This is a genomic window from Niveispirillum sp. (assembly GCF_052437035.1).
In the GTDB taxonomy this organism is placed as follows: domain Bacteria; phylum Pseudomonadota; class Alphaproteobacteria; order Azospirillales; family Azospirillaceae; genus Niveispirillum.
On record NZ_JBQVOH010000001.1, the window covers coordinates 706,212 to 729,520 of the forward strand.

Sequence of the window (23,309 nt, forward strand, 5' to 3'; positions counted from 1 at the left end):
GCTTACCGGGTCGTTGTTCCCTCTGCCTTCACCGTCGTGACCATGCCGTTTTTCAGCTTGGCTTCGGCGGCGCGGCGCAGGCCGTCATCCTTTTCCGCCTGTATCGCGGCGCGGGACCATTGGAAGCGGGCTTCGTCACGCCGGCCCACGGCCCAATAGGCATCGCCCAGATGGTCATTGATGGACGGGTCGCCGGGTTCCAGCTCCAGCGCCTTTTCCAGCAGTTCCACGGCCTTTTCGACCTTGCCCAGCTTGAACATGGCCCAGCCCAGGCTGTCGGTGAAGAAGCCGTCATGCGGGCGCTGGGCGACGGCTTTTTCGATCATGGATGTGCCCTGGTCCAGGTTCACGCCGCGGTCGATATAGGAATAGCCCAGATAGTTCAGCAGGCTGGGCTGGTCCGGCTGCAATGCCAGGGCCTTTTTCAGCGCTGCCTCCGCCCCCGCCCAGTCGCCCTTGGCGTCCAGGGTCATGGCGCGGGCGTAATGTAGCATCCAGTCGCGGGGCTTTTCCTCCTTCACCCGTGCCAGCGCCTGGTCATAGGCGGCCAAGGCCTGATCCTGGCGCTTGGCAAGGCGGTGCATGTCACCCAACCGCAGCAGGGCATCAGTGCGCGTCGGACGCTCCGCCGCCATTTTCTGCAACAGGGCGGCGGCTTCATCATCCCGGTCCAACTGCCGCAGGACATCCACCTGCCGCATACGGGCCATCCACAGAATTCCCGCCCCGCCGGTCACGGCGCGGAATTCAGACAGCGCTGTTTCATCCCGGTCGCGGTTGGACAGGATGTCACCCACCAGAAGGCGGGCCATTGGCTGTTCGGGTGTCAGGTGAAGGGCCACGCGGTCATAAAGCAGCGCCATTTCCGCCGCCCCCTCCTGGTGCAGTGCGGAGGCCAGTTGGAACAGCGCCTCGCCCAGGCCGGCGGCGGCATTGCCGACCAGGGGTGCCGGTACACCGCCCTTGTCCATGCGCGCCAGCACGTCTTCGACCACCATATTATCGGGATTGGCATCCAGATACTGGCGGTAAAGGCGCCGGGCCGCGTCGGTGGCACCGGATCGTTCCTGGAAATTCCCGATCAGCAGCACAAGGCGCAGCGGCATGCCCTGTTTGGCGGCGTCCGAGTAATACTGGAAGGCGGCATCACGATTGCCGCGCAGATCCTCGATCAGGGCCAGTTGCTGTATGCGGATGGACTTGAAGCCTTCATGGGCGGTCAGCGGGTCCAGAATTTTGATGGCGCGGTCGTAATCCCCCTCTGCCACGGCAATCCAGCTGGACAGCAAGGGGCCGATATAGGGGGCCATGCCGTCCGCCGGCAGCTTGGCAATGCGGGCCGCGGCGTCCGCCGTGCGTCCGGCGCGCAGATCATCGGCCACCAGCAGGGCATGGGCCACGAAGCTGCCCCCCTGTTCCTGCACCGCCTGACGCCGTGCGAGCGTCAGCGCCTCCTGCTGGCGCCCCTCGCCCAGGGAAAGCAGAAAGGTCCGGCGCAGCAGGGCCGGGTTTTCCGGATCCTGTTTGAGGGCCGCACCCAGATTGGCGCTGGCCACGTCCCAGGCACCGGCATTCTGGGCAATGCGACCGGTCAGATATTGGGAAATCGGACTGCTGCCGGTCTTCTGAGTTTTTGCTGCCGGTGAAGGGGGGGATTGTTGGGCCGATGCGGCCCCTGCGAGGGCCAGGGCCAGCATCACTAGATTCATTGCCGCCACCGGCGACCGCAAGCCCAAAACACGCACGGTTCCACCATCCTTCCCACAGGGGGGCGGCATCGGCGGCGCGTCCCTGTCTTCAATCACCTTCACGGGATAACATATCCCGCGCCGTCGGCCAGCATCGCAAAAGGATGAGTGCCAGCAAAAGTCCGGTTGCATCGGCGGCCAGATCGCCCCAGCTGCCCTGCCTTCCCGGCACCGAAGCCTGCAACCATTCGATCCCCGCCCCCAGAAGCAGGAGAAAGGCAAGGACCACCATCCGCGCATGCAAAGTGCGAACGGTCCAGAGGCCGATGAAGGCCAGGCCCGCGAAACAGAACATGTGCAGATACTTGTCCGCACCGCCCTCCGCCGGCGGGGCCAGTTGTGGTTGCACTGCCATCCAGGGCAGCAGCAGGATGGCAACGGCCAGGATGAGCCCGCCGGTGGAATGACGGATCACAGTGGGAGGATTCAGTATCTTGGAAAGCAGGATAGACTCCGATCATCCTGACGGCGTGTTCATTGTCCAGGGTATCGGAAATCCGCCATTTCCACGACAGAATGCGGAATGCATGCTACCTATGCATAATTTGCGGGCTGGATGCGCAAATTCTTGACAGGTTGGTGCCTGATTTTTAACAAATATCAGCGTAATAAAGGGCCTGCTGACGGTGAAGTCGTCAGCTGCTCGAACCCAGGGACCTTGCATGTATCCCGCAGTGGCGACCGGAGCCCTCAATCCGGCAAACGGCATGGTGGCTGCCGCTCTGTCCACCCAGGCTTTCGAAACGACCGCGGCCCACACGCCGCCACCGGCCAACGATCCCGTGTTCGACGGGGTCGAGGTGCTGAGCGATCAGATCCTGACCGCTGTAGCGCGCAGCCGGGCGTTGGGTCATCGCGATACCCGCATCACCTTGACACGCCCCACCGAAACGGTGGAAGGGGTTCGCAACCGCCTGTTGATGGCGGGGCTGACGCCGGTCATCCGGGCATCCAGCGTGGGTGGCACGTCGGTCCTGACGGTCCGCTGCTGATCAGCTACCCCGTCTGAACGGGCTTGCCAGGACAGGCGGAAATGTTCATGATCCGTACTCATGAACATTTCCGCGATCCTCCACCTTGTGCCCGTGTCTGAGGCGCCATCAATGCCGGTGATCCCGTTGCCGCGCCCGCAATCGGACGCGGCGGCGGCCATCACGCGGGGCGTGCGCCGTATGCTGGCAGAGCGGGGGGTGCGGGGGCTGGTCGAATTCTCGCTGGCCAATGGCCGGCGGGCCGACATCCTGGCCTTGTCTGATGATGGTGAGGTGACCATCGTCGAGGTCAAAAGCAGCATCATCGATTTCAAGACCGACCAGAAATGGCCGGAATATCTGGATTATTGCGACCGGTTCTTTTTCGCAGTGGATGCGGATTTTCCGGTCGATCTGATCCCCGCCGAATGCGGGCTGATCATTGCCGATGCCTTCGGGGCGGAAATCATCCGCCCGGCACCATTGGCCAAGCTGGCGGCGGCCCGTCGTAAGGCATTGACGTTGAAGGTCGCGCATATCGCCATGGCCCGCCTGCACCGGGTGGAAGATCCGGGCCTGCGTGTCGCGGAGTAACCTCCGGCCATATAAACGGCAGAAAATTGTCGTAGCGCGGATTAGCGAAGCGTAATCCGCGGAGCGACGCTGGTGGCGGGTTTCCGCGGATTACGGTTCCGCCTAATCCGCGCTACGCTGCTGCTGTCTTGAGACCCAGCATTACTCCAGCATCGGCTTGCCCGTCTCGATCTCCACCAGGGCCGCCAGCAAGGGCACGGCGATATCGCGGCGTTGGCCGGAACCGCGCTCCGCCTCTGAAATCGCCGCCTGGAAAGTGCCGCGCCAGCGGTTGTCGCTATAGAGCAACTTGTCCGCCCGTGCCCGTTGCACCAACGTGATGGGCGTCCGGCTGTCGGTAACGGTCTTGTCCAGCCGGGCCGACAAGGTATCGGCCTGACCCCGGTCCTTGGCCTTAAGCGCCCCGTCGATCAGCTCGACATAGGTTTCGGCCTTCAGGTCATTATCCTGCAACTGGTCAGCATAGGTCAGGGTCAGGACCTTTTCGCCCCGCGCCTCCAGCCGGCCCAGCACCTGCGGAATGGTCCAGGGGCTTTCCTCCTGCACCGTCCGCAGCAGGCCCAAAGCGAGGTTGGTGTCCCCCAGATCGCCGGCGGCAACCGCCAGTTCCGGGGGGCAGCAATTGCCACGGCGGTCCTTGAATCGGCTGAACTGCTCCTCCACCGTATTCAGGAACAGAGTGCGCGCCCGCGCCTCCAGCCCGACATGCAGCAGTGATTGCGCAACCAGACCCAGTTCCCAGGCACAGCCCTGGGTGCGGGCGAATTCGGTCACCTCTTCGGTGATCTCCGTCGCCTTGGCCATATCGCCACGCCAGACCAGTGCCTCGACAATGTCGGACAGGTTATAGACGCGGGTGGCGCAATCCTGGAACTCACGCGTGATGGCCAGTGCCCGATCGACCTCGCCCGTCAGGGCCAGGGTACGGCTGACGAACAGGTCGGGGCTCACGTCCCCCTTGGCCCCACCCGTCCGCAGGGCCTGCACGAAAGGGGCAACGATGGGCCTTACCCGTGCCTTATCCCCCATCTGATGATGGGCGATGGCCAGCGACAGCCAGTCCCAGCGCGGGGCCGCGATGGGGTACTCGATGGGCGTCACCAGCGCCTCGATCCGGTGCAGCAGGCAGGCATTGGATTTCGGGTCGGCACAGACCAGCCCGCGCAGCCGGTTCTTGAACTCGACATAGTCGAAATCGCCGATGAACTGATTGGTCATCAGCTGCACGGCCAGCGTGCTTTCGGGCAGGCGGGTGATGATGTCGGCCAGCAGTGCGTCAGCCTGCTGTAGAAGCTTCGTCTGCTCCGCCTCATCATAGGACTGATCGGCCTGCCGGATGGACTGCATGGCCTGCACGAACTGCCGGTTGGCCTGTGCATTCTGGTCGCTGGTCTGCGCCCAGGCGGCGCTGGACGCCATCAGCAGGGCCAGGGCCAGCAGGGCAGGGGCGAACAGTGCCTGTCCCCACAGGCGCGCGGCGTCAATTTGGAACTTGGACATGGCTCACCACCCGCCGGACCCGCGCTATTTCACGCGCATGGTTGCGTACCCGTTCCAGTTCCTGCGGCGAGCGGGCGCGGCCCATCAGGTAGATCACCTGATTGACCGTCTCGATCGTGTAATTGCCCGACGTGATCTCCGCATCCGTCATCAGATCCTTGCGCAGTTGCGCTGTGATCCACATGTCCGTTGTCCGGTCGGACAGGCTGCTTTCGTCGCCGATCCCGATCTCGTTGATCACTTCCTTCAGGCCATCGACCTGCCAAGCCAGCTTCACGGCGTTCACCCGTTCGTCGGGGTTGGCGGCGCGGCCGGTCAGAAGGGCCCGGCTGTCGCGCACTTCCACGCGCAGCCGTTCATCCAATCCGCCATTGTCGCGCCAACGCTTTTCCACGGCCTTGCGCAGGCCATCATCATCCAACGCGGCAACGGTCGGATTATTCCCCGCACTCGTCTGTGCAATGGCCGGAGCGGCCAGGGCAAAGCCCACCGCCAGCAGCATCGCCATCCCCAGACCCCTGGGCGCCCAAAGGCGCATGTTCCCCATCGTTCATGCCTCCTGCGGCCGTGATTTTCCCGTGGCACGGCCGGACTTTAACGGTGAAATGTGGTGAGAACCGGGCCGGGGGATGCGGTTTCCGCCCCGGCGGGGTGGGTCAAGGGGGCCTCAGGCGAAGGGAGCGGCTGTCATCACCGCAGTGAGTTCACGGGCCAGGATGCCGGCGATGTTGCGGCGCGCCTTGGCATCGCGCAGCAGCGTCTCATCCTGGGGATTGGACAGAAAACCGGTTTCGATCAGCAGCGACGGGATGTCCGGGGCCTTCAGCACTGCGAAATTCGCCGATCGCATGGGGTTTTCCAGCAGGCGGACATCCTTGCCCGCCCCCTGGATGATCGATTGTTTGGCATGCAGCGCTGCCGTCACGGTGTGGCGGGCGGCCAGGTCCATCAGGATGCCGGCCACCTTCTCATCCAGGCCCGACACGTCCAGCCCCAGACCGCCGGCGATATTCTCCTGCTGGGCGATGGCGGCGGCGAATTCATCGCTGGCCTTTTCCGACAGGGTGTAGGCGGACATGCCGCGCGCCGCCTTGTTGGGCGCACTGTCAGCATGGATGGAAATGAACAGGTCGGCCTTCGCACCTTGGGCGATCCGCACGCGTTCCTTCAGGTCGATGAAATTGTCGTCGTCGCGCGTCAGTTCCACCTGCCAGCCCTTGGTCTTGCCCACCAGACGGGCGACCTCCTTGGCAATGTCCAGGACGACATTCTTTTCATAGGTGCCCTTGGCCCCGATGCAGCCGGGATCATGGCCGCCATGGCCGGGGTCCAGCATGACAAGGCGGGGCGGGCGCGGTTTGCGCGATGGCGGCTTCGGCTTGCCGCCCTCCTGCGCCTGGGCATGCGACGGGGGGACGTGCAGCAGCGTGACCGATGCCATCGGCACAGCAACCGGGACACCCAGAACGAAACGGAGCAAATCCCTGCGATTCATCGACGCGACCACCAATGGGGCCCGGAACAGTCTGGCCCTTCGTCAACGGACAATGTTTGGACCCCGGTGCACCGTTGCGCAACAGAAACATGCGTCTCTGTTGCGCAACTGCGGCATTGTGTGCCTGCAAAACCACGATAGCGGTCCTGGGTAGCGTCCGTGTAAGGCCTGGATTGGGCTGTTGCGCCACCGGTCCGGTTTCGCCATGGCCCCCCAGTGACGAATAGGGTGCTGCCCATGGCCGTTGCCCTGCGTTATCCTGATACCATGACAGGCGATATTCATCTTGACGGGACCGAGTCCCGGTTGCGGACCACACAGATGGTGGCCTTAGGCACCTATTTTCAGCGTGTGGCGCAGGCCTGTGAAGGGGTTCCGCCGGCTCTGTCGCGGGATCGGGTGGAAGCCCTGTTCCTCGCGGAATTGGCACGGTTCGTCATCGGCCAGTATAACATTACCATCCGCCACCTGCTGCGGCCCGCCGATGACGGGGTGGCCTGGTCCATTGATGGCAATCTGGGCGTCATCCCGGCCTATGTCCGCAAGCCCTTCGCCTTTCTCGGCTCCCCCATCCTGCGCCAGACCATGGTGCGGCGGCATGAGGCGGCGATCTTCTGGACCGGCGCGCCGGAGGCGCATGAACGCCCGCTGCTCTGCCCGCGTACTCTGGCGTTCGAGGATTTCTTTGCCGACCACCAATATTTCATCGGCGCCAGCCTGACCCTGCCGGACCTGATCGAGCCATCACCCTGGCGCATTACCATGGGCCTGCGGGCCATGCCGGGCGTGTCACGCATGGTTTGGGAACAGGGTTTCCGCGCCAATGAATGGTACATTTACGAGTTGGCGCAGCATTTCTGCCATTTCCTGCTGGCCCAGCCCGGCTATATCGCCGGCATGCATTACCGGAACGCGGGTGAGCGAAGGGCCGCGGCGGACGGAAGGGGGCGGCTTATGGCGCTGTTGGGCCGGCGGTCGGATGCGCCGGCACAGCCCGCATCCAATGTCCGCTTCTTCGGCTGGACCGCACCCTCATCACCTGTAAAGTCCCCCGTTCCCACCGGTGCGGCGGCGGTTCTGGCCGATCTGCGCGACAGCCTTCACCGGCATCTGCCCGACCATCCGGGTGCCCCGGCATTGCTGGAATGGGTGGGGCGGATCCTGGCGGGTGAGGGGGCGGTGCCGGGCATGTCGACGCCTCTGGAACTGCCCGTCCGCGCGCCGCTGCTATATGCGGATCGGCCCGACCGGACGCAGGACATCGCCGGTTTCCTGCGCGCCGTCTGGATGCCCTGGATCAAGGCTGGTTGCCTGACCCGCCCTGCGTTGCGCAAGTTGGACCCCCCGGCCTATATGGCTATGGCCAATTGGATGCGGCACCGGGAATGGCCATCCGACCTGCCGATCCCCAGCAAGTCGGAAATGGTCACTGCTGACCTGTCCGACCCGGAGCGGTTGCGGCAGGCCCGGCGCCTGGTCCAGGCCCACCATGCCCGCCGCAGGCAGGGTTGAAGGTCAGCTGCAACCCGTCGTCCCGCCGCAGGTATCGCACTTCAGGCAGGTGCCATTGCGGACCAGGGTCATGTTCTGACATTCCGGGCAGGGGTCGCCCTCATACCCACGGGCGCGGGCTTCCCTGACCTTCTCGAACCGGGCGTCATGCCGACCGACGGTGCCACCACGCAGGGCCGTGCTGGACAGGCTGTCGGAATGGACCGACGCGCCGCCAGCATAGCTGGTAACGTCAGTGCCGGTAGCGGCGTAAGCCGTCGTTGCCTGCTGGAACCCGGCCAAAACCCGTCCCTGCTGTCCACCCGGCACCACGCGCAGGTTGGAGCGGACATAGCCGGTCGACGCAATGCGCGCGACTGCGGCCAGCGTCTCCTGCGTCATGTAGGCGGCATTGTCCGGCAGTTCCGGGGCTGTGTTGGCGGCTTCCGGCACACCGGCCAGATCGGCCTGCGCATCGCCCCGGCCCATCGTGTCGGGCAGCAGATCCTCCGGCGTGGCATGCGCCAGATCGTTGCGGCCAAGGTACGAGATGGCCAGTTCCCGGAACACATAATCCAGGATGCTGGTCGACATCTTGATGGCGTCGTTGCCCTGCACCATGCCCGACGGTTCGAACCGGGTGAAGGTGAAGGCCTCGACATACTCCTCCAGCGGCACGCCATATTGCAGGCCCAGCGATACCGCGATGGCGAAATTGTTCATCATCGACCGGAAGGCGGCACCTTCCTTATGCATGTCGATGAAAATCTCGCCCAGACGGCCATCCTGATATTCACCGGTGCGCAAATAGACCTTGTGCCCGCCGACCATGGCCTTCTGCGTATAGCCCTTGCGCCGCTGCGGCAGCTTTTCGCGCCCGCCGGACCGCACGACCTTTTCTACCACGCGCTCAATGACCCGTTCCACGACGCGTTCAGCAACCAGTGGGATACGGGCGGCGGCGGGTGCCTCCACCACGCGTTCCAGCAGGGTCGGTTCCTCGCCGGTCAAATCCTCCTCATCCTCCTCCAGGATCTGGGCGTTCAGCGGCTGGGAGAGTTTGGAGCCGTCGCGGTACAGCGCATTGGCCTTCAGACCCAACTGCCAGGACAGCATATAGGCGTCGGTGCAGGCCGTGACCGATGCGCTGTTGGGCATGTTGATGGTCTTGGAAATGGCGCCGGAGATGAAGGGCTGTGCCGCCGCCATCATGCGGATATGCGCTTCTGCCGACAGGTAGCGCTTGCCGATCTTGCCGCAGGGGCTGGCGCAGTCGAAGACGGGCAGATGTTCGTCGCGAAGGCCGGGCGCACCCTCCAGGGTCATGGCGCCGGAGACATAGACATTGGCCGCTTCGATCTCTTTCCTGGAGAAGCCCAGATGGGCCAGCAGGTCGAAGCCTGGGCTGTCCAGCAGGTCCGCCGGGATGCCCAGGGTGTCGATGCAGAAATCGGCGCCCAAGGTCCATTTATTGAACACGAACTTGATATCGAAGGCCGATTCCAACGCGCTCTCGACCTTCTCAATCTCTCTGTCGCCAAAGCCCAGCTTGCGCAGCCGGTCATGGGTGATGCCAGGGGCACCGACCAGGGTGCCATGGCCGACGGCATAGCGTTCGATCTTCGCAATGGCCGCATCATCATAGCCCAGGCGTGACAGCGCCTCCGGCACGACGCGGTTGATGATCTTGAAATAACCGCCACCAGCCAGCTTCTTGAACTTCACCAGGGCGAAGTCAGGCTCGATCCCGGTTGTGTCGCAATCCATGACCAGACCGATGGTGCCGGTGGGGGCGATCACGGTGGTTTGGGCGTTGCGAAAGCCATGGGCGCGGCCCAGGTCCAGGGCATGGTCCCAGGAACCGCGCGCCGCCACGATCAGGTCGGCATCGGGGCATTCATCACTGACCAGTGGCACCGGCGCCACCGACAGTCCCTCATAACCCGTGCGGGCGCCATGCGCGGCACGGCGATGGTTGGCGATGACGCGCAGCATCGGCTCGCGGTTGGCGTCAAAGCCGGGGAAGGGACCCAACTCCCGCGCCATTTCCGCAGACGTGGCATAGGCCACACCCGACATCAGCGCCGTAATGGCACCCGTCAGCGACCGGCCCGCCACACTGTCATAGGGCAGGCCGGCGGCCATCAGCAGGCCGCCGATATTGGCAAAGCCCAGGCCCAGGGTACGGAAATCATAGGACAGGCGCGCGATTTCACGGCTCGGGAACTGCGCCATGGCCACGGAGATTTCCAGGACGATGGTCCACAGCCGGCAGGCATGGGTAAATGATTCGATATCGAAACGACCATCGGGTCGCCGGAATTCCATCAGGTTGATGGAGGCGAGGTTACAGGCCGTATCGTCCAGGAACATATATTCGCTGCACGGGTTGGACGCGTTGATGCGACCGGATGCCGGGCAGGTGTGCCATTCATTGATGGTGGTGTCGAACTGCACGCCGGGATCGGCGGATTGCCAGGCGGCATAGCCGATCTTGTCCCACAGGTCGCGGGCACGCAGCGTCTTCGACACTTTCCCGTCGGTGCGGCGGATCAGGTTCCACGGGCCGTCGCTGTCCACCGCCTCCAGAAAGGCGTTGGGCACGCGCACCGAATTGTTGGAATTCTGGCCGCTGACGGTCAGATAGGCTTCCGAATCCCAATCGGTATCAAAGGTGCGGATATCGATGCCGGCATGGCCCTGGCCCGCCAGTTGGATCGCGCGCTGAATATAGTTTTCGGGCACCAGATCGCGGCGGGCCGCGATGATGGCGCGTTTCAGGGCACGGTTCTTGGCGGGGTCCAGCCGTTCGGCGTCCGGACCGATCCCTTCATTGCAGGCGGCCATCACCATGTTCAGGTGGCGCGAAACCTGCTTGGACCCGGTCACCAGGGCGGCGACCTTCTGCTCCTCCACCACCTTCCAGTCGATATAGGCCTCGACATCGGGGTGATCGAGATCGACCGTCACCATCTTGGCGGCGCGGCGCGTGGTCCCGCCTGACTTGATGGCACCCGCCGCGCGGTCCCCGATCTTCAGGAAGCTCATCAAACCGGAGGATTTGCCGCCGCCCGACAGCTTCTCATCCTCCCCGCGCAGGCGGGAGAAGTTTGTTCCGCTGCCGGAACCATACTTGAAAAGACGGGCCTCGCGGACCCACAGATCCATGATCCCGCCTTCATTCACCAAATCGTCGGCAACCGACTGAATGAAACAGGCATGCGGCTGTGGGCGTTCATAGGCGGAGTTGGATGGGGTGACGGCACCGGTGGCCGGGTCGACATAGAAATGCCCCTGGGCGGGGCCGTCGATGCCATAGGCCCAGTGCAAGCCGGTATTGAACCATTGCGGGCTGTTGGGGGCCGCCATCTGACGGGCCAGCATGAAGCGCATTTCATCGAAGAAGGCCGAGGCATCGGTATCCGAATCGAAATAGCCGCCCTTCCAGCCCCAATAGGTCCAGGTGCCGGCCAGACGGTCGAAAACCTGCCGGGCAGAGGTTTCCCCGCCCATCCTCTGCTCGGACGGCAGCTTGGCCAGTGCTTTTTCGTCCGCGACATGGCGCCACAGGAAACTGGGGACGCTATTCTCCTCCACCGCTTTCAGGGCCTTCGGCACCCCGGCGCGGCGGAAATATTTCTGTGCCAGGATGTCACAGGCCACCTGGCTCCATTCCGCCGGCACCTCGATATCCTTGGCCTGAAACACGGTGGAACCGTCGGGATTGCGAATCTCGCTGGTCGTCGTTCGGAACGGGATATCCGCATAGGCATCCTGACCTTCGACGGTGAAACGGCGCTCGATACGCATGGTCCTGGCCCCTTTTCCCAGACAAGGCGGCGATCCTGGCCAGCCCCATCCACGAAAGGGACAGGCGCAGCCACGCCGCAATATATGGTGACGGGCCAGAGGCTAGGCCACCGGAGGCGGGGCCGGCAACCAGATTTTGTTGGGGAAAGCAGGGCCATACACTGCTTATTGTGGTTGACGATTGCGGTCCGCCGGAATCCATTCCGGGCTGGCGTGCCATGGCGGAAATGCTGGATTTGGCATCCCGTCCCCTTGTGTGAGTCGCTTCGATCCCCACATCGGGGCGACGCATAAGGTCAGGTGCCCCGACGCAGGGCATATCCACACCGGACAGGGGGTTTCATTCCGTCCTCAACGGTGGCAGGGTGCGCCCGCCAAATGTGGCCGGTATCATAGCCAAGTCGTGCCCTGAATGCCCCTGACGCCCGATCCCGAGTCTCAACCGCCCCAGACCGTCCCTGCCAGTGAGGGCATGAGCCGGCGGCAGAAGGCGTTGCTGGGCATCGGTACGGTTCTGTTCCTGGGCGTGCTTCTGGTGTTCGCCGTCCGCCATGTGATAGCGGAGGTGAATTTCGGTGAGGTGATCGCCTATCTGGAGGCGCTGCCCCTGTCCAAGGTGATCAAGGCCATCGGCCTCACGGCCTTGGCCTTCTGGCTACTGACACTTTATGACCTCTCTGCGCTGATCTATCTGAAGAAGAAGGTCCCGTACCGGACCACGGCCTTCGCGGCAGCCTGCGGCTATGCCATTTCCAATAATGTCGGCTGGGCAGTGATCAGCGGGGCAGGGGTGCGGCTGCGGGCCTATGGCACCGCCGGACTGTCGCCGGGCGATGTCGCCAAGGTCGTGGTGTTCTCCACCACCACTTTCACCCTCGGCCTGACCTTCACTGGTGCCGTCGGCATGATCGTCGGGCCGCACCCTGTCTCCGTCCTGCTGAAGATCCCGGAACTGGCAGTGCAGGCGACCGGTGCGCTGATGCTGCTCGGCCTTCTGGCCATCTGCGTGATTACCGCCGTGACCCACAAGCCGGTGAAGCTCTGGCGCTGGTCGATCCAGCTGCCCAGCTGGGGTGGGGTCGTGTCGCAGATCACCATCGCTTCCGCCGAACTGGTGGTGACAGCGGCCATCTTGTGGATGCTGTTGCCGGTTGATGTGCAGGTGCCGTTCGTCTCCTTCGTGGCCCTGTTCTGCGCCGCCCTGATCGTGGCGATCTTCAGCCATGTGCCGGGCGGTCTGGGCGTGTTTGAAAGCATCATCCTGCTAGGCATGGCCGACCATGACGCTGCCAGTTCCATCCTTGGCGCGCTTCTGGCCTATCGCTTCATCTATTATGTGCTGCCGCTGGCCGTGGCCGGCCTGTCCATCGCCATCTGGGAAATCCGCCACCATACGGGCCGGTTCGGCCGGGCGGCGGACCGGTTGCGGGGGCGGGGGGAATAACAGGCTGCTTTCAAGCACATCTGGGTCTGCCGCGTTGCAGTGGACAAGCTCCCCGACGCCGGTGCATAGTCGCCGCCGATCTTCGTTCCGCATCACGGAAAAGCCATGAGCGACCGTATTTCCCTGGCCACCTGGATGGCCAACATCCAGATCAAGCTGCTTGTCTGGCGTGCTGGCCGGCTGGTTGGCAGCGATGCTGCCGGTAACCGCTACTTCGAAGAGAAGAAGGCGCGTCCCGGCATGAAGGCCCGCCGCTGGGTCCTGTACAAGGGTGAGCCGGAGGCGACCAAGGTGCCGCCGGAATGGCATGGCTGGATGCATTACAACATGGCCGCCCCCCTGCCGACGGACAGTGCCTTCCACAAGGGCTGGCAGTTGCCGCACCAGCCCAACCCGACGGGCACCACCCAGGCCTATCGTCCACCCGGCCACCTGTTTGCTGGCGGCAAGCGCGACAAGGCGACGGGTGACTACGAGGCCTGGACGCCGAACTGATCATCCCTATCTTTGGGATGTCGCATGGCGGCGCCGCAAAAGCGCCGCCATGATCGTTTAAGGGATCGGGTATTGTCCCGGTCTGGCAGGAGTTGATCTGTCCCATGCGTAAGAACGTGATCGAAACCGTCTTGGGTGCCGTCGTCCTTCTGGTCGCCGGCTTCTTCCTGTTCTTCGCCTACACGACCAGCAGCGTGAAGGCCGTGTCGGGATATCCGCTGGAAGCGCGGTTCAGCAGCACAGGCGGTCTGGCCGCCGGCGCCGATGTGCGCATCTCCGGCGTGAAGGTCGGGACCGTCACCAGCCAGCACCTGGACAAGCAGACCTTCCAGGCCGTGGTCCGTATGGATATCGACAGCAATGTGCAGCTGCCGCGTGACACGACGGCCAGCATCGCCAGCGAAAGCCTGCTGGGTGGGCGCTATCTTCAACTGGATCCCGGTGGGGAAGAGGACAAGCTGAAGGCCGGCGAGACGATCGAGTATACGCAGTCCGCCGTGAACCTGGAGGAACTGCTGGGTCGCTTCATCTTCAATTCCGCCAGTGGTGACAAGAAGTCCGAGGCGCCGGCTACGCCGTAAGCGGCGGGCGGCCTTGATGCCGCCGTAAAGCCCCGCTTTCCTGCCTTATCCGTTTCCCGATGCCTGCGGTCCTCAATGTCGATGCGCCTAACCCTTGCTGGTCTTGCCCTTGTTCTGGCCCTGCCGGTGGCGGCACAAGAAACCCTGCCTGCTGATCCGGCGGTGGCACCGGATGTGCGGGCCCCGCTGGGGGCGGTGCAGCGTCCAGCACCCCCGCCGCCGCCCGCCCGCAAGTTCGACCCCATGCCCGTGGCCCTTCTGCAAGGGCTGGACAAGGTCACGGCACGGACCAGTACGTTTGAAGCCAAGGTGGGCGAGCCGGTGACCTTTGGTCAGCTGACCATCATCGTGAAGGCCTGTCAGAAGGCATCGCCCATTGATCCGCCCGAATCCGCCGCCTTCCTGGATGCCCAGGAGAAGCGGTCCGACGGTATCGTCGTGCCGGTGTTCCAGGGCTGGATGTTCGCCTCCAGCCCGGCCCTGTCGGCCATGGAACATCCAGTCTATGACGTATGGGTCAAGGATTGCAGGAAGTCGGACAGCAAGGCCCGTTCATCTTCCAAGCAGTAAAAATTGGCCGGCGCACTGACCGCCTTGGATAATTGCGCGCGATAGCGGTGGCGCGGGATTTCCGTCGCTCCGAACTGTGACAGATGTTCGGTCAGGAACTGTGTGTCCAGCAGCAAGTAGCCGCCAGCCTTCAGCCGTGCCACCAGATGCACCAGGGCGATCTTGCTGGCATCCGTCGCGCGGGAAAACATGCTTTCCCCGAAAAAGGCACCGCCCAGCGACACGCCGTACAGCCCGCCCACCATCTGCCCATCCTGCCAGCATTCCACCGAATGGGCCTTGCCCATGGCGTGCAACTGACAGTACGCCTCCCTTATCTCGTCATTGATCCAGGTCTGCGGACGGTCCGGGGCCGGCTCGGCGCAGTGCATCATGGTTGCGCGGAAATCGCTGTCGATCCGGACATCAAAAGGGAAATGGCGCAGCGTCTTGCGCAGCCGTCGGGGCACATGGAACGCGTCCAGCGGCAACACCCCCCGGAAGGGCGGATCAAACCACAGAAGGTCTTTCGCATCCGCACTTTCTGCCATGGGGAAAACCCCACCGGCATAGGCACGGATCAACAGCTCGGGCGTCAATATACCCATCATTCCCCGGCGCGTGGTGGCAAGGGCCGGCTACAACCATAGCAAGTTGTGACGGCGCTTACAAATAATCACGCCGAGAACAGCAGATAGCAGGCGATCAGCCCCAGCATCGAAAATGCCTGCCCCGACCCGGTCAGCCGCCCCAGCAGCAAGGCGACCGCCGGCACCAGTGCCGCGATCAGACCCAGCCATGGCCCTGGCAAGCTGCCGCTGCGTATTACCGTCCCCGCCAGAAGCAACAGCAGCGGTGCCCCGGCCAGTATCAGCCCCGCCAGATAGCCCGCGAACAGCCGCACGACGTTGGAGGCTGGCACGGCCATGGCCAAGGGCAGCAAGGATTTACCCGATGCCCGCACGCCGAGGTCCCCCAGTGGAAACAGGGCCGGCAGCAGCAGCAGCGCCACCGCACGCCGCACCGCATCCGGCCCGTCGGACAGCAACGCCAACGCGACAGCACCGCCCAGCCATATGGCCAGCAGCTTCCATCCCGGTCGCGACAGGCGCAGTTCGGCCAATAGCAGGACGGCAAGGCCGGTACCCCCATTCGGGCGCACGCTGATGGGGGCGATCTGCGTCGGGGAAGCGGGCTTAACGGTCTTGTCCGCGTCACTGGCCTTGCTTGCCTTCGCTGGACGCCGGAACCGATCACCCAGCAAGCCAGCGGCCATCGCTAAACCCGCGCCCGCCAGGAACCATGTGATCCGGGCAGCCAGATAAGACGGGTCGGACCAGTCAAAGCCGTCCCAGGTGAAGCTGCCGTCAATGGATCGAGTGATGTGAATGCCAAAGGAGGTGCCATGGTTTCCCGGTACCATGCCGCCCATATCATGCATGGGCAGGCCGGCACCCAGCGGGTCGGCGATGGGCCCCAGCATCCCCCGCGACACACTGGTGGTCAGGGGCAGGACCACCAGCCAGGCCACCATCATCAGGATACCCGCCGCCACCGGGCCGCGCGTCCAGCGCCGGGCCTCCACCAGCCCGCGGAACCCCGCCAGTAACGATGCGCTGGGCACACTGACCAACAGAAGCGGACCCAGCAATGCCAGGGGCTGCTGCACCGGTGCTTCCCCCCGGACCGCCTGGATGAACAAAGCGCCGACACCAAAACACAGCAGGAAAGCCACAAGAAAGCAGGTGTCGGCCAGCCACCGACCCAGGGCGAAGGCAGTATCGCTGACCGGCGTGGCCCCCGTCAGCAGAAGCGGATGACGCGTGGGCGGAAAGGCGATCCGCAAGGCGATGAAATGTGCCGGCAGCAGAAGGGTCACACCCAACGCACCCACGACCAGCCCCACGGTTTCCGCCGTGTAGATCGGGCGCAAGGTGCCCACGGAAACCGTGACATAGCCGGCATCGGCGGGGGGTAGGGCAAGACTGGCCAGCATGCAGGCCAGCGCCAGCCAGACCCACAGGCCGCGCCGCCGCGTGAAGCCGGCCAATTGGAACCGGGCGACCGCCAGGATAACGCCGATTGTCATGCCCTGTGCTCCGCAACGGCGGCCAGATAGGCATCTTCCAGGCTGGGGGCCTCCGGTATGGCGCCGGGCGGTGCCGCCCTTCCGGCATTCAGCACAAGACGCAGGCGGATGCCGTCCGCCATACGCTTGCGTCCGGTGACCGCACCGAATTGCAAGGCATGATCAATGGCCGTCGCGGGTACCGTCAGGCTGACAACACGCCCCTCCAGGGCGGCAGCCAGCATTTCCGGCTGCCCCACTGTGATAGCCTGACCCTTTGAGAGGATCAGCAGATCCTCCGCGATGGCCTCCAGATCGGAGACGATATGGCTGGAGAAGACAATTACGCAGCGCGGCGCCATCTCCGTCAGGATGGATTGCAGGGCTAGCTTCTCGAACCCGTCCAACTCCGCCGTCGGCTCGTCCAGCAGCAGGATTTCCGGCTGCCCCAGCAGCGATTGCGCGACCACCAGCCGGCGGCGCATCCCGCCCGACAGATCGCCCACCGGTGTATCCAGCTTGGTCGCGATGTGCAGGGCGTCCGCCAAGTCTGCCGCCTGTTGGGCGGCCTCCCGCGCGGGCAGGCCCTTCAGGGCGGCCATATAGGCCAGCAATTGCCGCGGCGTGGCATGGGGCGGCAGGTCCACCGATTGCGGGGCATAGCCAAGGCGCGCATGGTGCCCCCGCATGGACCGGGCAATGTCCTGCCCGCCGCTTTCCATGCGCCCCTCGCTGGGCGGAAGCGTGCCAGCCAGCATCGCCAGCAATGTGGACTTGCCCGCACCATTGGGGCCAAGCAGCCCATGAATCCCTGGCCCCAATGTCCAGTTCACATCATGAACAGCCCGGAACGTGCCGAACCGCCGCCCCAATCCAGTCAGTGTCAGGGACGGCGATGCAGTGGGGGTTGTCATCAAGATAGGGTCACCAGGATAAGGCGGCATCGTCACCATACCGACGCCGCATGAGGGGCATGCGGATCATGGTAAACCGCAGGGTGCCTTGCTGCAACGCTGCGCCGCTAGGTTCCGTCACGGAAACTTCACGGAACTGCCGCCGATCCTTTACCACACCGTCCCTATGTGATGGGACCGAAGGCCCCCGCGCGGCGGCAAAATCCGTTGTCCCCGCGCGGGGGAGGGAAAACGGGATTTGCTGGGATTTTAGCAAAACCCCATCAATGGGATGCGCGGCATGACCGAATGGACGCTGTCCGGCGACACACTCTCCTTGCAGACGGAACCGGCGGGGCGACCGCGCCCGGTCTGGCAGCAGCGGCTGCTGGCGCTGGTGGAAACCCTGATGGCCCGTCTGCACCGGCCGGGGGATGTGGGGGAGGGGGGCTGGCTGGCCCAGCTGTCGATCTCCACCCGCATCGGTTTTCTGGTGGGGGCGGCCCTGTTGACGGTGCTGCTGACGGCGGGGCTTTTCCTGCTGGGTGATGCCAGACGGGAAAGTGCGACGGGCCGCATGACTGGCCTGTCGGGCTTTGCCGAGACGGCGGCCGACCTGAACCGGGGCATGACGGCCCTGCAGCTTCACGTCACCCGCTTCCTGCGCGAACGCGATGCCGCCGCTGGGGCGGCGTTCAAGACCACCCTGACGGAGGTGGAGCAGGCGGCAGCCGCCCTGACGGCCCATCCCGCCGCAGCCGATCAGGCGGAGACGATCACGGCCCTGACGGCCAGACTGTCCAGCCTGGCCGCCGCCTTCGACGCCGTGGACCAGGCGACCCGCGCCGTTGGCCTGACGGACGAGGAAGGTCTGCGTGGGCAGATGGCGCGGTCGGTGGCAGCGACCGAGGAGGAGCTGAAGAAATGGCCCGCCACCATGGGCGCGCAGCTTTTCATCGGTATGGCGGAAATGCGCAATGCCGAGAAATCCTTCCTGATGACGGGGGATGACAAATATGTGGGCCAGCATCGCAAGGCCTTCAACGAGTTCTCCTTCTTCATCCCGGAAAGCCAGCTGGACCCGCAGACCAAGGAAGCCATCGATACCCTGTCCCGGCAATATCGCCAGGACATGGTGGCACTTTCCAGCGCGGTGGCCGCACAGGACAAGGCGGTGAAGGATTTCAATGCCGCCTTTGCCGAGACGGCGCCCCTGATCAAGCAGCTTTTTGACTATACAAGTGCCGGGCTGGCCGATGCCAAGGAGGCGGAGGGCAGCATCCGTACCCAGACGCAGCGCCTGACCATGGCCATCGGCGGGACCCTGGTGGCCGTGTTCTGTGGCCTGTCCTTGCTGCTGGTCCGGTCCATCACGGGGCCGCTGGCTCAGATCGAGGGCGCGATGGAGGGGCTGGCGCGGGGTGAGCGGCTGTCCTTCATCCCCGGTACGGCCCGGCGGGACGAGATTGGCGATATGGCCCGCGCCATTGATGTCTTCCGCGTGAATGCGGAGGAGATGGACCGTCTGAAGGTGGAGGAGCAGCAGCGGGAGCGTGCCCACCAGCAGGAGATGGCGGACCGCCTGGGCGGGTTGGCCCAGGCGTTGGAGCAGGAGATGACCAAGCGTGTGGAGGCCGTTCTGGCCGAGGCGGCGGGTATCGCCACCATGGCCGAGCGCATGACGGGGGCCGCCACCCGCACCGGCGAACAGTCCGACGGTGTGGCCGGGGCGGCGGGGGAGGCGACGAGCAATGTCCAGGCCGTGGCCGCCGCCACCGAACAGCTTGCCACCTCATCCCGCGAGATCGGGCGGCAGGTGACGGAGGTGGCCGATATGGTCCATGCTGCCGTGGAGCGGGGCGCGCAGACCCGCGCGGTGGCGGGCCAACTGGCCGATGCCGCGCAGAATATCGGGCGGGCGGCGCAGCTGATCGGCGATATCTCCGGTCAGACCAACCTGCTGGCGCTGAACGCCACCATCGAGGCGGCGCGGGCCGGCGAGGCAGGGCGCGGCTTTGCCGTGGTCGCCGCCGAGGTCAAGACCCTGTCGAACCAGACGGCGGCAACCACGGAGGAAATCGCCTCCCAGATCGCGGCGGTGCAGCGGGCGACGGAGCGGGTGATCACCGACATCCACCAGTTGCATGATGTCATCGCCCGCATTGACGAGATTGCGGGATCGATCAGCGCCGCCGTGACCCAGCAGGGTAGTGCCACCGAGAGCATCAGCGCCAGTGCGGCCAGCGCCGCCGACGGCACCATCGAAGTGTCCGACCGCATCCGCACCGTGGCGGCCGACGCCGCCGAAACCCGTACCCTGTCCCAGGATCTGGGCCAGCGGGCCACACAGGTGACGGCGGAGATGCGGGCGCTGCGCGAACGGCTGGCCAGTATTCTGGACGCGGCGGCGTAATGCCGGATCAGGGGGCCGCCGGGGCGGGCTTTTCCGGCTTCGGCGGCTTGGGCGGGGCGGTCAGGGCGGCGACGCGGGAGGCGTATTTCTCCGGCTCGCCCTTGACCAGCAAGGGCAGCTCGGCAGCCAGCACGTCCAGCAGCTTGGGCAGCCAGACCTCATCGGCTTTCGCGAAATTGCCCAGCACCCAGCCATGCACCCGGTCCTTGTCACCGGGATGGCCGATGCCGATACGCACCCGCCAATAATCCTTGCCGATATGATCGTCGATGGAGCGCAGGCCGTTATGGCCGCCATGGCCGCCACCCTGCTTGACCCGGATCTTACCGGCAGCCACGTCCAGCTCATCATGCAGGGCGATGGTGTCTGCGGGCGTCAGCTTGTAAAAACGCATTGCCTCTCCAACCGACTGGCCGGACAGGTTCATGAAAGTCTGGGGTTTCAGCAGGAAGCATTTTTCGCCAGCGGCGAGGCCTTCGGCGACCATGCCCTGGAAACGCTTTTTCCAGGGGCCGAAGCCATAGCGGCGATGGATTTCGTCCACCGCCATGAAACCGACATTGTGACGGTGCCGTTCATATTCCGGGCCGGGATTGCCCAGTCCGACCAGAAGGCGCATGTCTATTCCATTTTAAATGAATGACTTAACCAATCAGTCCCATCACCTCTCCGGACACAAGGCCCGGAGAGGTGGGGTACTCAACACCTACTGAACGATTACGCGTCGGCCTTGACGGTCGGGGCGGCAATCGTGGCGACGGTGAAGTCGCGGTCGGTGATGGTCGGGCGCACGCCTTCCGGCAGCTTCACGGACGAGATGTGGATCGACGAACCAACCTCGAAGCCAGCCAGATCGACGATGATCTTTTCCGGCAGGTCGGCGGCCTTGGCGAACACCTCGATATCGTGACGGACGATATTCAGGATGCCGCCCTTCTTGATGCCGGGGCAGGTTTCGACATTCACAAACTCCACCGGCACCTTCAGGGTGATCTCGGTGGTGTCGCTGACGCGCAGGAAGTCGGCATGCAGCGGACGGTCATAGACCGGGTCCAGCTGCACGTCGCGCGGCAGCACGCGGTGCGTCACGCCGTCGACCGTGATGTCGAACAGGTGGGTGAAGAAGCCCGGACGATGGATCTCACGGGTGAACTTCGTGGTGTCCAGGGCGATCATCACCGGCTTTTCCTTGTTGCCGTAGATCACAGCCGGAATCGAACCAGCACGACGCGTGGCCCGGGCGGTCCCCTTTCCGGCCCGGTCGCGAGCCGTGGCGGCGAGCGCGATAATCTGGGTCATGGTACTCTCCTAGTACGAAAAAAGACCCGGTCACGGGCATCCGTGTCGGGTCCGGTAGTGGCGCCAGCCTCCAGGGGTGCTGTACGCCGCGAAAATGGTCCGGCCTTTTAGGCGGAAACCCGCCAGGAGTCAAGGCGGCCCCTGCCTTTGCCCCCTGCATGGCACCCAGATCAGGCCCGCACCGGTAGTCGCGCGGCGGCCCTGGCGAAAGCTCCGAACGGATGGGGTGTCGGGCCGGCTTTCGGGCGTTGGTGAAACAGGATGAAACAGAAAATAAAGATGCGTTCCACGAACTGTGGATAAGTTGGGGCTGTCCGGCCCTCACTTCGGAGAGCAGGCCGGGGGCAGGGCACGGTTTGGGCGTTGATGGCGGTGAGCATAGCACGGGTGGGGGGAGAAGTCAGCGGTTGGGGCGGGGATTGGGTGGCGAAGGTGCCAACCCGCACTCCCTATCGTCCTCCCGGCGGAAGCCGGGACCCAGCGTAAGGCGCGGTCAGCGCCGATATGAATCATGTCGCAGCTATCGCTGCTTTTGCTGGGTCCCGGCTTTCGCCGGGAGGACGAGGTAGGCAGGTGCAGAATGGGCGTCGCGGACTGGCTCGCTCCCATCACGCCACAAGCCATGGGTTCAAGATCGGGACGCGCATCGGTTCAAAGTCGCGGGTGTTGCGGGTGACCAGGGTCAGGCGGTGAACCAGGGCGGTGGCGGCAATCAGGCTGTCATTCTGTGGTTGGCGGTCGGGCACATGCAGGCGGGCGCAACGCTGCGCAACGGCGGCATCGACGGGCAGGGTGCGGTCTTTGAAGGTGGTCATGACATGGCCGTCGATCCAGGCCCGCAACAGTAGGCCCTGTGCCGGGTCCCGCCGCGCCACCTGCGCCGCCCCCACCTCAATCTCAAAGATGGTGATGGCGGAGATGAACAGGTCCGCCGGATCGGTTTCCGCCGCCCAGGCAACAACTCCGGCATTGGCCCGATCCGGTCGCCGCAGTTCGGACAAAACGTTTGTATCCAGCAGGAACATCAGGAAAGATCGACCGGGCGCACAGAATCGGCAATCCGTGTCGGCGCAAACTCAAAATCCGCCTCCGGCCCATCCTGCCGAAGGGCGTCCAGCAGGGATGGCCCCCGCTCCCCCGCCAGACGCTTATAGGCGTCATAGCGCAACAGGACATAGGCCGGCTCCCCCCGATCCGTGACGATCAAAGGCCCATCCTCCGCAGCGCGCTTGGCTTCACTGGGGTTCTGGTTGAACTCACGGCTGGACATCATGCGGCCCATGGGGTGGGGTCCTGATGGTGGATGATGGTACGATACTACAGCGGGTGGGGTGGTGGGGCAATGGTTGATGTAGTTATGATGCTACATGTGAGTGAGAGCCTTTGGTGAAGGGCGGCTTTGCGCGCCATTATGGTCATAAAATCTTGATCGAATCTTTCCATAAGCGGACATCAGCTGATCATCCCCGGAGTGCTCTTTTCAGTTGTCGGCTTTCGTTGTTAAGGTCATATATTGCTTTGTGAGCTGAATGATTTCTTTACAGTCGCCCGTTTGAGGACTCCAATTTTGCCTCAGGCAGTCTGTAAGAATTTCTTCTGCTAAGATATTGTAAATATTAAAAATTGGAGATTATTTATGACCAGTATCGTTAAAGCAACAACGCCTATTTTAATTGCTTTCACAATCACTGCGCTATTGATTTCTTTGGGGTTGATAGTTGGGGGCGTTACATTGGTTTGGCTGGGCGGCGTCGGCGATACCGAACTCACCCTCCTGGGCAATAGCTTCAAGTCAACAAATGTCGGTGTCGTTGGTATTTTTTGCGGAGCTGTTTTAGGTATTATTTCACTGAGAAAGCTTATTGGGACGATTGAGCGCATCGCTCTCAGCGAGGGTCAGCGGGGAAAATAGAAGGGATAGCCGATACTCCCCAACAGGCTATCCCTACTGGGGCACA

Annotated in this window: 22 protein-coding genes; 9 read left to right on the forward strand and 13 right to left on the reverse strand. The window is 63.9% G+C overall.

Annotated elements, in window-relative coordinates; translation table 11 throughout:
• Positions 1–2 precede the first annotated feature (2 nt).
• Together ACT6Q8_RS03400 and ACT6Q8_RS03405 are read right to left on the reverse strand one after the other, a co-directional pair.
• Positions 3–1,745, reverse strand: a complete 1,743-nt coding sequence (locus ACT6Q8_RS03400; RefSeq protein WP_444739336.1) for a tetratricopeptide repeat protein — start codon at positions 1,743–1,745, stop codon at positions 3–5.
• Positions 1,746–1,797: 52 nt separating this feature from the next.
• Positions 1,798–2,163, reverse strand: a complete 366-nt coding sequence (locus ACT6Q8_RS03405; RefSeq protein WP_054167214.1) for a VanZ family protein — start codon at positions 2,161–2,163, stop codon at positions 1,798–1,800.
• A gap of 292 nt (positions 2,164–2,455) precedes the next feature.
• Here ACT6Q8_RS03405 and ACT6Q8_RS03410 point away from each other — a divergent pair, with 292 nt between their 5' ends.
• Positions 2,456–2,740: a hypothetical protein gene (locus ACT6Q8_RS03410; protein WP_054167215.1), complete on the forward strand. Its 285-nt coding sequence runs from the start codon at positions 2,456–2,458 to the stop codon at positions 2,738–2,740.
• Positions 2,741–2,851: 111 nt separating this feature from the next.
• Positions 2,852–3,313: an MmcB family DNA repair protein gene (locus ACT6Q8_RS03415; protein ID WP_444732638.1), complete on the forward strand. Its 462-nt coding sequence runs from the start codon at positions 2,852–2,854 to the stop codon at positions 3,311–3,313.
• Between the two features lie 141 nt (positions 3,314–3,454).
• Here the strand turns inward: ACT6Q8_RS03415 and ACT6Q8_RS03420 are convergent, their stop codons facing one another.
• From ACT6Q8_RS03420 to ACT6Q8_RS03430, 3 genes are all read right to left on the reverse strand, one after another.
• Positions 3,455–4,813, reverse strand: a complete 1,359-nt coding sequence (locus tag ACT6Q8_RS03420) for a hypothetical protein (protein WP_444732639.1) — start codon at positions 4,811–4,813, stop codon at positions 3,455–3,457.
• Entirely contained in the window at positions 4,794–5,321 is a 528-nt protein-coding gene (locus tag ACT6Q8_RS03425) for a BON domain-containing protein (RefSeq protein ID WP_444732640.1), read from the reverse strand. The genes ACT6Q8_RS03420 and ACT6Q8_RS03425 overlap by 20 nt, the downstream gene beginning before the upstream one ends.
• 159 nt (positions 5,322–5,480) lie before the next feature.
• Positions 5,481–6,308 (reverse strand): N-acetylmuramoyl-L-alanine amidase family protein, encoded by an 828-nt coding sequence (locus ACT6Q8_RS03430; RefSeq protein ID WP_444739337.1) that lies wholly within the window; start codon positions 6,306–6,308, stop codon positions 5,481–5,483.
• Positions 6,309–6,545: 237 nt separating this feature from the next.
• Between ACT6Q8_RS03430 and ACT6Q8_RS03435 the strand changes: the two genes are divergently transcribed.
• Positions 6,546–7,820 (forward strand): hypothetical protein, encoded by a 1,275-nt coding sequence (locus ACT6Q8_RS03435; protein ID WP_444732642.1) that lies wholly within the window; start codon positions 6,546–6,548, stop codon positions 7,818–7,820.
• 3 nt (positions 7,821–7,823) lie between these two features.
• Here the strand turns inward: ACT6Q8_RS03435 and ACT6Q8_RS03440 are convergent, their stop codons facing one another.
• Positions 7,824–11,609, reverse strand: coding sequence for a vitamin B12-dependent ribonucleotide reductase (locus ACT6Q8_RS03440; RefSeq protein ID WP_444732643.1), 3,786 nt, complete (start codon positions 11,607–11,609; stop codon positions 7,824–7,826).
• Between the two features lie 472 nt (positions 11,610–12,081).
• Here ACT6Q8_RS03440 and ACT6Q8_RS03445 point away from each other — a divergent pair, with 472 nt between their 5' ends.
• The 4 genes from ACT6Q8_RS03445 (at position 12,082) to ACT6Q8_RS03460 (ending at position 14,699) form a co-directional block, all read left to right on the forward strand.
• Positions 12,082–13,053, forward strand: a complete 972-nt coding sequence (locus tag ACT6Q8_RS03445; protein WP_444732644.1) for a lysylphosphatidylglycerol synthase domain-containing protein — start codon at positions 12,082–12,084, stop codon at positions 13,051–13,053.
• A gap of 105 nt (positions 13,054–13,158) precedes the next feature.
• Positions 13,159–13,548 carry an NADH:ubiquinone oxidoreductase subunit NDUFA12 gene (locus ACT6Q8_RS03450; RefSeq protein ID WP_054167221.1) on the forward strand — a complete coding sequence of 130 codons (390 nt, stop codon included), beginning with the start codon at positions 13,159–13,161 and terminating at the stop codon, positions 13,546–13,548.
• Between the two features lie 104 nt (positions 13,549–13,652).
• The gene (gene mlaD, locus ACT6Q8_RS03455; RefSeq protein WP_054167222.1) at positions 13,653–14,129 is read left to right on the forward strand and encodes an outer membrane lipid asymmetry maintenance protein MlaD; all 477 of its coding nucleotides are present in this window, start codon (positions 13,653–13,655) and stop codon (positions 14,127–14,129) included.
• Between the two features lie 81 nt (positions 14,130–14,210).
• Positions 14,211–14,699, forward strand: a complete 489-nt coding sequence (locus tag ACT6Q8_RS03460) for a DUF2155 domain-containing protein (RefSeq protein ID WP_444739338.1) — start codon at positions 14,211–14,213, stop codon at positions 14,697–14,699.
• Here ACT6Q8_RS03460 and aat read toward each other — a convergent pair.
• The 3 genes from aat to ACT6Q8_RS03475 form a co-directional block, all read right to left on the reverse strand.
• Complete coding sequence (aat, locus tag ACT6Q8_RS03465) at positions 14,633–15,286, reverse strand: leucyl/phenylalanyl-tRNA--protein transferase (protein WP_054167539.1); 654 nt, start codon at positions 15,284–15,286, stop codon at positions 14,633–14,635. The genes ACT6Q8_RS03460 and aat overlap by 67 nt on opposite strands.
• Before the next feature lie 68 nt (positions 15,287–15,354).
• On the reverse strand, positions 15,355–16,767 hold the full coding sequence (locus ACT6Q8_RS03470) for a hypothetical protein (RefSeq protein ID WP_444732646.1): 1,413 nt from the start codon (positions 16,765–16,767) through the stop codon (positions 15,355–15,357).
• Positions 16,764–17,660 carry an ATP-binding cassette domain-containing protein gene (locus tag ACT6Q8_RS03475; RefSeq protein WP_444732681.1) on the reverse strand — a complete coding sequence of 299 codons (897 nt, stop codon included), beginning with the start codon at positions 17,658–17,660 and terminating at the stop codon, positions 16,764–16,766. Before ACT6Q8_RS03475 ends, ACT6Q8_RS03470 begins: the two co-directional genes overlap by 4 nt.
• Positions 17,661–17,940: 280 nt before the next feature.
• Here ACT6Q8_RS03475 and ACT6Q8_RS03480 point away from each other — a divergent pair, with 280 nt between their 5' ends.
• Positions 17,941–20,052 carry a methyl-accepting chemotaxis protein gene (locus tag ACT6Q8_RS03480; protein ID WP_444732647.1) on the forward strand — a complete coding sequence of 704 codons (2,112 nt, stop codon included), beginning with the start codon at positions 17,941–17,943 and terminating at the stop codon, positions 20,050–20,052.
• A gap of 7 nt (positions 20,053–20,059) precedes the next feature.
• Here the strand turns inward: ACT6Q8_RS03480 and pth are convergent, their stop codons facing one another.
• The 4 genes from pth to ACT6Q8_RS03500 all read right to left on the reverse strand — a co-directional run bounded on the left by pth (position 20,060) and on the right by ACT6Q8_RS03500 (position 22,633).
• Positions 20,060–20,671, reverse strand: coding sequence for an aminoacyl-tRNA hydrolase (gene pth / locus ACT6Q8_RS03485; RefSeq protein WP_444732648.1), 612 nt, complete (start codon positions 20,669–20,671; stop codon positions 20,060–20,062).
• Positions 20,672–20,769: 98 nt separating this feature from the next.
• Positions 20,770–21,351: a 50S ribosomal protein L25/general stress protein Ctc gene (locus ACT6Q8_RS03490; protein WP_054167227.1), complete on the reverse strand. Its 582-nt coding sequence runs from the start codon at positions 21,349–21,351 to the stop codon at positions 20,770–20,772.
• Between the two features lie 608 nt (positions 21,352–21,959).
• Positions 21,960–22,376 carry a type II toxin-antitoxin system VapC family toxin gene (locus ACT6Q8_RS03495; protein ID WP_444732649.1) on the reverse strand — a complete coding sequence of 139 codons (417 nt, stop codon included), beginning with the start codon at positions 22,374–22,376 and terminating at the stop codon, positions 21,960–21,962.
• Entirely contained in the window at positions 22,376–22,633 is a 258-nt protein-coding gene (locus ACT6Q8_RS03500; RefSeq protein WP_444732650.1) for a type II toxin-antitoxin system Phd/YefM family antitoxin, read from the reverse strand. The genes ACT6Q8_RS03495 and ACT6Q8_RS03500 overlap by 1 nt, the downstream gene beginning before the upstream one ends.
• Positions 22,634–22,987: 354 nt before the next feature.
• On the opposite strand from ACT6Q8_RS03500, the gene ACT6Q8_RS03505 reads away from it, so the two are divergent.
• A complete protein-coding gene (locus ACT6Q8_RS03505; protein ID WP_444732651.1) occupies positions 22,988–23,263 on the forward strand; it encodes a hypothetical protein in 276 nt (91 codons plus the stop codon).
• Positions 23,264–23,309 lie beyond the last annotated feature (46 nt).

Coding starts and splice junctions, on each gene's coding strand:
- ACT6Q8_RS03410 (WP_054167215.1), top strand. CDS start 2,456: ATGGTGGCTGCCGCTCTGTCCACCCAGGCTTTCGAAACGACCGCGGCC.
- ACT6Q8_RS03415 (WP_444732638.1), top strand. CDS start 2,852: ATGCCGGTGATCCCGTTGCCGCGCCCGCAATCGGACGCGGCGGCGGCC.
- ACT6Q8_RS03420 (WP_444732639.1), bottom strand. CDS start 4,813: ATGTCCAAGTTCCAAATTGACGCCGCGCGCCTGTGGGGACAGGCACTG.
- ACT6Q8_RS03425 (WP_444732640.1), bottom strand. CDS start 5,321: ATGGCGATGCTGCTGGCGGTGGGCTTTGCCCTGGCCGCTCCGGCCATT.
- ACT6Q8_RS03430 (WP_444739337.1), bottom strand. CDS start 6,308: ATGAATCGCAGGGATTTGCTCCGTTTCGTTCTGGGTGTCCCGGTTGCT.
- ACT6Q8_RS03435 (WP_444732642.1), top strand. CDS start 6,546: ATGGCCGTTGCCCTGCGTTATCCTGATACCATGACAGGCGATATTCAT.
- ACT6Q8_RS03440 (WP_444732643.1), bottom strand. CDS start 11,609: ATGCGTATCGAGCGCCGTTTCACCGTCGAAGGTCAGGATGCCTATGCG.
- ACT6Q8_RS03445 (WP_444732644.1), top strand. CDS start 12,082: ATGAGCCGGCGGCAGAAGGCGTTGCTGGGCATCGGTACGGTTCTGTTC.
- ACT6Q8_RS03450 (WP_054167221.1), top strand. CDS start 13,159: ATGAGCGACCGTATTTCCCTGGCCACCTGGATGGCCAACATCCAGATC.
- mlaD (WP_054167222.1), top strand. CDS start 13,653: ATGCGTAAGAACGTGATCGAAACCGTCTTGGGTGCCGTCGTCCTTCTG.
- ACT6Q8_RS03460 (WP_444739338.1), top strand. CDS start 14,211: ATGCGCCTAACCCTTGCTGGTCTTGCCCTTGTTCTGGCCCTGCCGGTG.
- aat (WP_054167539.1), bottom strand. CDS start 15,286: ATGGGTATATTGACGCCCGAGCTGTTGATCCGTGCCTATGCCGGTGGG.
- ACT6Q8_RS03470 (WP_444732646.1), bottom strand. CDS start 16,767: ATGACAATCGGCGTTATCCTGGCGGTCGCCCGGTTCCAATTGGCCGGC.
- ACT6Q8_RS03475 (WP_444732681.1), bottom strand. CDS start 17,660: ATGACAACCCCCACTGCATCGCCGTCCCTGACACTGACTGGATTGGGG.
- ACT6Q8_RS03480 (WP_444732647.1), top strand. CDS start 17,941: ATGACCGAATGGACGCTGTCCGGCGACACACTCTCCTTGCAGACGGAA.
- pth (WP_444732648.1), bottom strand. CDS start 20,671: ATGCGCCTTCTGGTCGGACTGGGCAATCCCGGCCCGGAATATGAACGG.
- ACT6Q8_RS03490 (WP_054167227.1), bottom strand. CDS start 21,351: ATGACCCAGATTATCGCGCTCGCCGCCACGGCTCGCGACCGGGCCGGA.
- ACT6Q8_RS03495 (WP_444732649.1), bottom strand. CDS start 22,376: ATGTTCCTGCTGGATACAAACGTTTTGTCCGAACTGCGGCGACCGGAT.
- ACT6Q8_RS03500 (WP_444732650.1), bottom strand. CDS start 22,633: ATGGGCCGCATGATGTCCAGCCGTGAGTTCAACCAGAACCCCAGTGAA.
- ACT6Q8_RS03505 (WP_444732651.1), top strand. CDS start 22,988: ATGACCAGTATCGTTAAAGCAACAACGCCTATTTTAATTGCTTTCACA.